Raw genomic sequence first — 9,476 nt, 5'->3', positions numbered from 1 at the left:
GGTAAATCCCGCCTCTTCAGGCAGTTGCGTGATCAGCGCCGGGCAATCCACGCCATTGATGCGCAGGCTGCCCGCCCCGATCTGCGGTGCGCAAGTATCGGACAGGATATGAAACAGGTTCGTAGCCTCGGGCGCGTCTTCTTCGCGGTCCTTCAGAAAACCCGGCCATTCCAGCACCATCCGGTCACGGGCACGGGTCAGGGCGACATAGAGAAGGTTTTTCGCATTGGTTTCAAAATCGGCGCGGCGGTCTTCGATGAAACGGCGGGTCGCCTCGGGCGCGGCAAAGCCGGGCGTGTGGATTAGGCTCGCGGACCCCAGCACCACCGCCATATCGTCGATGCGGTCCAGGGCATCGAAACGGGTCGCAGTGGCCCCCGCACGTTCCTCAATGCCATAGTCGAACTCGGCGACGACAGTGATCGGCCATTCCCGCCCTTTGGAGGCGTGCCAGGTGACGATCTCCACCGCCTCGTCGCTGTTGGCGGAAGGATCGGGATGACGGTCGAAATCGCGCTCGCTCCCACGGGCGTCGAGCCAGCCGAGAAATATCTTGGCAGTCTCGCCGTGGAACCCCGAGGCGGATTTGAGATCGCGATGCGCGGCTTCGAACTCACCCGCCTCAGCCTCTAGCCGCAAAAGATCGGCACGGGATTGGGCGGCGTCAGGCTGACGTTCCGCCCAGAGGCGCAGGCCGGCGGCATCCAACACCAGATCAAGGGCCGCACCCACCGGCAGGCGGGCCAAAAGGTTCGACAGAGCGGCGAGCCGCATCAGCACCGGGTCATCCACCAACCGCCCTTCCATTTGGGCGGATAGCGCCTCCTGCAAGGGCAGCGGGTCCGGGCCAAGCGTGCGCAAGAGCAGCCCGGCATGGATATCCGCCGGATTGGCGGCAAAGGCCAGCGCGGCGCGGGCGGCAACGATCACCGGGCTTTTCGCCCAGCCATCCTCGGCGATCCGCACCGGAACGCCGCGCGCGCGCAATTCCTCGGCATAGCGGGCGGCGGTGGTGTGGCGGCAGACCAAGAGCGCGATATCCGAAGGCCGCGCCGGCCGGGCGGCCTTCGTGTGGCGGTCGGTGATGGTCTCAGTATCAGTCAGGATACGGGCGATGCGCTCGGCGATGTGTTCTGGGGGCTGCGAATACTTTTGTGAGCGCCGTCCCTGCGTAGCGTTCAGAACCTCGATCGCGGGACCTGCGACCGCATCGCGGGTCGGCGCCAGCGGGTTATAGCCCTGCCCAAAGAGGCCAGCCCCCATCGCATTGACGAATTGCATGATGGCTGGGGTCGAGCGCCAGTTGCGGTCCAAAGGCTGGGTCGCATCGGGGTTTGCCGCCGCCAGCGCTATGGATAGGCGCGGATCGGCGCCCTGAAACCCCATGATCGACTGTTTGACATCGCCCACCAGCAGTGTACGCGGCGCGTGCTGGCCCAACTGCCACAAAAGCGCGAATTGCACAGGGTTGGTATCCTGGAATTCGTCGATGATGACGCAGTCGATCTCGTCCAGCACCGCTTGCCGCACGGCGAGGTCGGTGCGGAGCAGGTGCTCAGCCCCGGTGATCATATCAGCAAAGTCGATCAGGCCGAGCGCCTTCTTGCGGGTCTCATAGGCCGCCATCACCTCTTGCGCGCAGGCGATCAGGCAGGACAGGTGCAGCTTAGCATCGGCCAGCGGGCCGGGATGGCAGGGCAGCACATCCGCCGCCGCCATGATCGCCGTGGCAAGGTCGTCATATCCCGCAGGCGTCTTGCTGGAGCGGTTAGAGATGAACAGGCTGCGCAGATCGTTCCAGACCTGCCAATCCCGATCCAGAAGATCGGGCGCGCGATCAACACGTTTGAAAAGCGCGAGGTTTTTCTCCAGCTTCTCGACATTGGTTTTGGCGGTGATCCCGGCCATGCCTCCCTCGGGAAAGGCTGCGATCATGACCTGCACGGCCGTCTGCAACGCGGTGGTCGCGGCGATAGGGTCATCCAGAACCGGCCCGTAAACCGTATCCAGCTGCGTCAGTGCCGGAGCGATCAGGCCAGCGTCACGCCCCTTGTCCCCAAGGCCGCGCAAGAGGTCGATCATCGATAGCACCCGGGCGCGCAAACTGTCTTCGACCGTCTCGCCCTTCACGAAGTTCGGGGCGTAACCGAACCGCTCGGGCGCGGCCTTGATCGGGTCCAGCGCCTTGGCATGTGCCAGTGCCTGACGGATCAGCAGATCCCGCTCGGCATCGCCCAGATGGCGCGGCTGCGGCGAGGCGCCAGCCGCCAGAGCATGTTCGGTCAAAAGCCGCAGGCCCAGTCCATGTATGGTCGAGACATAGGCGCGCTCGACCGCCATCGCCTCGGCGACCAGTCCATCGGCCAGAAGGCCGGCACGGATCCTTTCGCGCAACTCGCCAGCCGCGGCCTCGGTAAAGGTGACGGCAAGGATACGTTCGGGCCGGACAATGCCGCGTTTCACCCAATCGGACAGCTGGGTCTTGATGCGGTGGGTCTTGCCCGCGCCGGCACCCGCGGGAACGATGACCAGACCTTGATCTGCATTGACGGGGGCCATGGTCATTCCTCCTCGAGCGTGCGGATGAAGGCGGTGACCAGGGCCGAGCCATCGGTCAGCGCATATGGGGTGAAGCCGGCTTCTTTCTTGAAGAAGGCCGCATCCTCAGAGGTGTTCAGCACGACCCGTCCTGCACCAAGTTCGGCCAAGCGTTCCGCCAGCTTGGCTACCGCCCCGGCATTCACCGCATCGCCCATGTCGCGGGCGGGCGAGCCCTCGGGCAAGACCAGACCCGAAGTCAGCAGCCCGCCATCATTCATCAGGTGATAGGCGACCGCCACCTTGCGGCCGATCAGCGGGTCCATGCCGTCACCCTCGCGCCGCATGGGCCGCGCTATCATATCGGCGTAAAGCCCTGCCTGCAGATCCCAGCCCGCCTCCATCCGCTGCCGTCGGCCCTTGGTGCCGCTTTTCTTGTGATCGATGATCAAGAGTGCACCATCAGGCAGTTCAAGGATCGCGTCGGCCTTGCCATGCAGATTGATGCCATGCGCCTCACCGGCCAGCCAGATTTCATTGCCGATGATCTTGGCATTGAGCGCCAGCAAATGGTCGCACCAGCGCAGGGCCGCCGCCATGATCTCACGCTCCAAACCGTGGCGCTCCATCTCCCATGACGGGCTGCGCAGATAGCCCGCGTGACGGGTGAGCGCGCGGTCATAGGCCTCGGCGATCAGTTCTGCCAGCGCCTCGGTTTCCGGGAACGGCTGATCCTTCAGGAAGACATGCTCAAAGACATCATGGGCAATATTGCCCCTTGCCATCACGTCGAGTTCTTCGGTCGACCAAGACATATCCTCGGCCCCAACCTCGGCCAGAAGCCAGGCGAGCGGGCTGACAAGCAGCGTCTCGAGCCGTGAGGGCGATTGCGGTTTGGCGGTGCCGTCATCGCGCCGACGAAGGGACAGAAGGTCATGCCCCGGGAAAGCAAGCTCCTCAGGCAATTCCGCGGGTTCCGGCACCGGCATCAGATGGTGATACGCAATCGGCCATTCCGCAGGGCTCTGACGCGACAGATCGGTGATCAGATCGCTGGCATCCTCAACGCCCGCCACCGCCCGCGCGACCAGCGACAACCCGGCCGAAGGTTGCAAGCGCCCGCCCGCCAGATCGCGCCATGGGATGAGGAAGGTGACGCTGCCGGAAACCGCCTGAAGCTGTTGATCAAGTAACGCGAGGCTTTGCGCCAGCCCCTCGGCCCGACCGCGAAGGTGAACGCCGGTTCCCGCGTGTATCGCAGCGATCTCGCTGTCAAGAAACAGCGGATTGGCACGCGGGCGAGTCGGGTAAAGCCCGTCGGTGAAATCGCTGACGATCAGATGGCGGCATGGGCGCCACGGGCTTTCATGCGCGGACCAGAGGCTGACGCCTTCAAGATTGCGGTCGGGGTCCGCAACCATGGGCGGCGCGATCTGAATGCCACGCAGGATTATCTCCCAATCCGGCGTGCCTTCGCCGGGGGGGACAGTCAGCCGCGCGCGGACCTGATCGCCTTTTCCGATCCGCTCGCAGATCCGGTCCAGCAGGAATCGCAGCTGCGGCAAGCTGCCGGCCGAGGCGCGGATATCGTCCCACAGTTCCTTATGTGCGGGCGTGTCCGTGAGGATGGCGCCTCGGAAATCGCCACCCATGAGGCTTTCGGCAAGATCGCGCCCGGTCTGTGCCGCCCAGGGCATCAAGGGAGAAAGCGCGAGGCTCGCCAAGACCATAGCCGGAGTTGGCGGTCGCTTGGCCAGCGCCAGATGTAGCGCGGTCTCGCCAATGACATCTCGCTCGGGTAATTGGCCCGGAAGGCCCGAGAGCGGCACTCCCTGGGCTGAGAAAGCGCGCGCGATCTGGCGCAGATCATCGCCCGACAGCACGGCGATTTCACGGGCCGAAACGCCGGACTCAATCAGCGCCCGGGCTTGGGCGGCGGCGAAATCGGCGCAGGCGGCGGGATCGCGCAGACCATAGAACGCGAGGCTGTCATCCAGAACCCCGGCCTCGATATCCTGCGCTGAAACACCGCCCTGCAGCGCGTGCAGGCGGCTGCCGATTGCGGCCCGGGGCGTATAGGCGCTTGCGGGAACAGTGCCGAACTCGTCCCGCAACCGGGCAAAAAGCGCCTGCAGCGCAGCAGGAGCTAGAGGATCCAGCGAACCTTCAACCACCGGCAACGAGCCCAGGAACGGCCCATGCGGCAGGGCCAGCACATGGGAAATCGGTGCCAGCCCCTCTGGCAGCGCATCCCCCAACCTTTGCCACAACGCGACCAGCGCCAAGAGATGCCGCTTGGCGCGGCTGTCTGGCAGGTGATCGACGTTCGGCACCTTCAGATCCGGCGTGGCCAGCACAAGATCCGTCAGCGCGGCGGTCACCGCCGAGATCGTCTCGACAGGCGCATTGGCAAGACTTTCGGCCCAGACCGGGTCAGGCGCCTCGGCAATGGCACGCCCCGGCGCCCATTCGGCAGAAATGGGGGCAAGGGACAATTCGGCAAGACCGGTATCGGTCAGGCGGTATTGCAGGCCGGAGCGCGGATCAGTGGTAACCGGTGTTCTACCCCCACATTGTCTGCAGGCTTCTGATTTGTGATCGACATTCCATGGATGAGCGACAAGGAGTTTCTCCATGGAGTCTACGTTGGAGGTTTTCACAACGGGGCGGAGCAGGCGTGAGACGCATCGCCAGTGGCCTGATGAGGTCAAGGCGCGGATCGTGTCGGAAAGTTTGCGCCCGGGCGCGACAGTAAATGAAGTAGCGGGACGCTACGGGCTGAAGGCCAACCACCTGTCATCGTGGAGAACCCTTGCGCGGCAGGGCAAGCTGGTGTTGCCAGAGCCGGAAGACGCAGTCGAGTTTGCGGCCATCGTTGTTGATGCTCCAGCGCCGGAGCCGCAGACCGTCAAGGTCGCTTCCCGCGCCGAGATTGTCGTGGGTCCAGTTACGATCCGTCTTGAGGAAGGCGCGTCGGCGTCCCGGATCGCGGCTATCGCCCGCGCCTTGGCGGCAGCGACATGATCTTTCCGTCGAACCGCGTACGGATCATGGTGGCGACCAAACCTGTCGACTTCCGCAAGGGTCATGACGGCTTGGCGGCCTTGGTAAAAAACGAGTTGCATAAGGACCCGTTTACGGGAACGGTCTTTGTCTTCCGGTCGCGCAAGGCGGACCGGTTGAAGCTGATCTACTGGGATGGCTCCGGAATCGTCATGGCCTACAAACGGCTTGAAGAGCACACATTCACTTGGCCTGGCATCAAGGATGGCTTGATGACACTCACACATGCTCAGTTCGAAGCCCTATTTGCGGGCCTCGACTGGCGGCGGGTTCATGCCGTCCAGACGAGAACGCCGGAGGCCATCGAATAGCTGCGGCACGATGACTCAGCGCCCCAAATTCCAGAGGCAAATCCGCTCGGGATTTGATATTTTCCGGCCATGCTCGAAGCCGCCGATCTTCCCGATGATGTTGCCGCCCTGAAGGCGCTGCTGATCGCGGCGCAGGCACGCGAGGCGGCAAAGGACGTCGCGATAGCCAGCAAAGATGAGCATATCGCCCGCAAGGATGAGCGGATCGAACGACTTGAGAAGCTGGTCGCAGCGTTCAAACAGGCAGCCTTCGGACGCAAATCCGAGAAGAGCGATCCTGACCAATTCGACCTGGCGCTGGAAGACCTGGAGACGGCCATGGCTGTCATCCATGCCGAGGATGAGGCGGACGCTCCTGCGGCAAATAGGATTGCCAAGCCACGTGCGATCAATCGCGGCTCGCTTCCGAAGCATCTCCCGCGTATCGAGGAAGTTATTGAGCCAGAAAGCCTGATCTGCGGCTGTGGCGGTTGCCTCCATTGCATTGGCGAAGATGTCTCCGAGCGGTTGGACGTGATCCCAGCACAGTTCCGCGTGATCGTCACTCGTCGCCTCAAATATGCGTGCCGTGCCTGCACTGACGGCGTCGTTCAGGCTCCCGCACCTGCACGTTTGATCCAGGCAGGGCTTCCGACGGAAGCAACCGTCGCACATGTTCTTGTCTCCAAGTATGCCGATCACCTTCCGCTCTATCGGCAGGCGCAGATCATGAGCCGTCAGGGCATCGATATCGACCGCTCCACGCTTGCCGACTGGGTCGGTCGGGCAGCCTATGAACTACGGCCCGTCTTCGATGCACTGATCACCGACCTGAAGCGCTCGACCAAACTGTTCATGGATGAGACCCGTGCCCCAGTTCTCGATCCTGGCTCCCGCAAGACCAAGACCGGATACTTCTGGGCGCTGGCGCGGGATGATCGTCCTTGGGGCGGCGGTGCTCCGCCAGGTGTCGCCTTCACATACTCTCCCGGTCGCGGCGGCATTCATGCCGAACGGATACTGCAGGGTGTTGATTTGCACTGAGAGCTGACCCGGGTTTTCCATCGAGAAGTGACCCACCTTTGGTTATGGCTTTTGGGTCATGTGTTGGTCAATGCACGGTTTCACTCCTTCTTCTTTCGGGCTGCTGCGGCTGAACTTGCCTTGAAGCGGAAGCTGTCGTTTCCGGTTTCCAGGATGTGGCAGCGGTGTGTGAGGCGGTCGAGCAGGGCCGTGGTCATCTTCGCGTCGCCGAAGACCGTGGCCCATTCGCTGAAGCTGAGATTGGTTGTGATCGCGACGCTGGTGCGCTCGTAAAGCTTGCTCAGCAAGTGGAACAGCAACGCCCCGCCCGAGGCACTGAACGGCAGGTATCCAAGCTCGTCGAGGATCACGAGGTCGAGGCGGGTCAAGCTTTCGGCAATCTGCCCCGCCTTGCCCTTGGCCTTTTCCTGTTCGAGGGCGTTGACCAGTTCGATTGTGGAGAAGAAGCGGACCTTGCGGCGATGATGCTCAACGGCCTGTATGCCAAGGGCGGTCGCGACATGGGTTTTTCCGGTGCCCGGTCCGCCAATCAGGACGACATTCTGCGCGCCGTCGAGGAACTCGCAGCGGTGCAGCGTTCTAACGGTGGCCTCGTTGATATCGCTGGCGGCGAAGTCGAAGCCCGAGAGGTCCTTGTAGGCTGGGAAGCGTGCCGCCTTCATGTGATAGGCGATGGAGCGCACCTCCCGTTCGGCTAGTTCGGCCTTCAGCAGTTGCGACAGGATAGGGATGGCCGCCTCAAAGGCAGGTGCCCCCTGTTCGATGAGATCCTCGACGGCTTGGGCCATGCCATACATCTTCAAGCTGCGGAGCATGATCACGATGGCACCGGCGGCAGGGTCATGACGCATGGCGGCCTCCTGCAGTGATCTGACTGCGCAGGGCGTCATAACGTTCGACATTGGCCTTGGGCTCGCGCCGCAGGATCAGCGCTTGCGGAGTATCCAGTGGCAGACCACCAGTCACCTTGCCGTCGACAAGGCGGTGCAGGAGGTTCAGCACATGGGTCTTGGTGGGCACGCCCTCGGTCAGTGCCAATTCCACGGCGGTCAGCACGGCCTGCTCATCATGCTGCAAGACGAGTGCGAGAATATCGACCATCTCGCGATCACCACCGGGTTTGCGTAGCATCTGATCCTGCAACTGCCTGAAGGCAGGTGGCAATTCCAGAAAGGGTGCGCCATTGCGAAGAGCCCCGGGCTTCCGTTGCACGACCGCCAGATAGTGACGCCAGTCATAGATCGTCTTCGGGGGCAACTTGTGGCTGCGCTGGATCAGGCGGGCATGCTCGCACAGGATGTTGCCCTCCGCCGCCACGACCAACCGATCGGGATAGATCCGAAGGCTGACAGGCCGGTTCGCAAAGGATGCGGGAACGCTGTAGCGATTGCGCTCGAAGCTGATCAGGCAGGTGGGTGAGACACGCTTACTCACCTCGACAAAGCCGTCAAACGCCACTGGCAGAGGCATCAAGGTCCTTTGTTCCGCTGCCCAGACATCGGCGATGGTTCCGGGCAGCGTGCCATGGGCAGTCTCATGCCACAGCTCGTAGCAACGCTTTTCCAGCCACGCGTTCAGCCCCGCAAGATCAGAGAAGTTTGGCATGCCCTGCAACATCTGGTGACGGGCGTCGCGGACATTCTTCTCGACCTGCCCTTTCTCCCAACCCGCCGCCGGATTGCAGAACTCGGGCTCGAACACATAATGGTTGGCCATGGCGAGGAAGCGGATATTGACCTGCCGTTCCTTGCCCCGACCGACACGGTCCACAGCCGTGCGCATGTTGTCGTAGATCCCGCGCTCCGGCACGCCACCGAAGACTCGGAATGCGTGCCAATGTGCGTCGAACAGCATCTCATGGGTCTGCAAAGGATACGCGCGCAAGAGAAACGCCCGACTATGCGACAGCTTGATATGGGCGACCTGGAGCTTCGTGCGCTCGCCACCCACGCCTGCAAAGTCCTCGCTCCAGTCGAACTGGAACGCTTCGCCAGCACGGAACGCCAGCGGAACGAACGTCCCGCGACCTGTCGTCTGTTGCTCGCTCTGACGATCTGCCCGCCATTCTCGTGCAAAGGCCGCCACACGACTGTAGGAGCCGGTGAAGCCGAGAGCGACGAGATCGGCATGCATCTTCGTAAGGGTCTGCCGCTCTTTGCGTGGCCTCCCGGCATTGGTCTTCAGCCAGACCGCCAGCTTCTCGCCAAAAGGGTCAAGCTTGCTCGGGCGATCAGGCGTCGCAAAATGCGGCTCGATGACATCAGCCTTCAGATACTTCTTGACCGTATTGCGCGACAGGCCTGTGCGGCGCGCGATCTCTCGTATCGGCAAGCCCTGACGAAGGCGCAGCTTCCGGATCACGTTCAGTAGTCCCATGTCGATCACTCCGTTGACCCCCTCGCGCTTCGCTCGGGGAAGGGTCACATGGGTCAAATCTCAATGGAAATCTTCAGCCCAACCGGGTCAGCTCTCAGTGCAAATCAACAGGCCCTGGAAACAAGCGAGATTGCCGCCGCCGCGATGACCGCGCGGATGTGTCTG

General features: G+C 62.7%; 6 protein-coding genes and 1 pseudogene. 3 read left to right on the top strand and 4 right to left on the bottom strand.

Going from position 1 to position 9,476, the window contains the following annotated elements; genetic code table 11:
• The coding region (locus tag AC5DC2_RS13690) for a UvrD-helicase domain-containing protein (protein ID WP_491698873.1) at nucleotides 1–2,559 on the bottom strand (2,559 nt) is incomplete at its 3' end.
• Between the two features lie 2 nt (nucleotides 2,560–2,561).
• Entirely contained in the window at nucleotides 2,562–5,198 is a 2,637-nt protein-coding gene (locus AC5DC2_RS13685) for a PD-(D/E)XK nuclease family protein (RefSeq protein ID WP_491698872.1), read from the bottom strand.
• Here AC5DC2_RS13685 and tnpA point away from each other — a divergent pair.
• From tnpA to tnpC, 3 genes and pseudogenes are all read left to right on the top strand, one after another.
• The gene (gene tnpA, locus AC5DC2_RS13680; protein WP_491698871.1) at nucleotides 5,185–5,562 is read left to right on the top strand and encodes an IS66-like element accessory protein TnpA; all 378 of its coding nucleotides are present in this window, start codon (nucleotides 5,185–5,187) and stop codon (nucleotides 5,560–5,562) included. The genes AC5DC2_RS13685 and tnpA overlap by 14 nt on opposite strands.
• Nucleotides 5,559–5,912 (top strand): IS66 family insertion sequence element accessory protein TnpB, encoded by a 354-nt coding sequence (gene tnpB / locus AC5DC2_RS13675; RefSeq protein WP_024707692.1) that lies wholly within the window; start codon nucleotides 5,559–5,561, stop codon nucleotides 5,910–5,912. Before tnpA ends, tnpB begins: the two co-directional genes overlap by 4 nt.
• 69 nt (nucleotides 5,913–5,981) lie before the next feature.
• Nucleotides 5,982–6,920 (top strand): annotated as a pseudogene (gene tnpC / locus AC5DC2_RS13670) (IS66 family transposase); the annotation flags it as partial.
• A 95-nt stretch (nucleotides 6,921–7,015) separates the two neighbouring features.
• Here the strand turns inward: tnpC and istB are convergent.
• Both istB and istA read right to left on the bottom strand, forming a co-directional pair.
• Nucleotides 7,016–7,786, bottom strand: coding sequence for an IS21-like element helper ATPase IstB (istB, locus tag AC5DC2_RS13665; protein ID WP_036236820.1), 771 nt, complete (start codon nucleotides 7,784–7,786; stop codon nucleotides 7,016–7,018).
• A complete protein-coding gene (gene istA / locus AC5DC2_RS13660; RefSeq protein WP_491698870.1) occupies nucleotides 7,776–9,311 on the bottom strand; it encodes an IS21 family transposase in 1,536 nt (511 codons plus the stop codon). The genes istB and istA overlap by 11 nt, the downstream gene beginning before the upstream one ends.
• Nucleotides 9,312–9,476: the final 165 nt, after the last annotated feature.

It is taken from the genome of Martelella sp., from assembly GCF_984369615.1.
The sequence above is the reverse complement of the archived record's forward strand: the minus strand, read 5'-3'. Positions and strand labels throughout refer to the sequence as shown.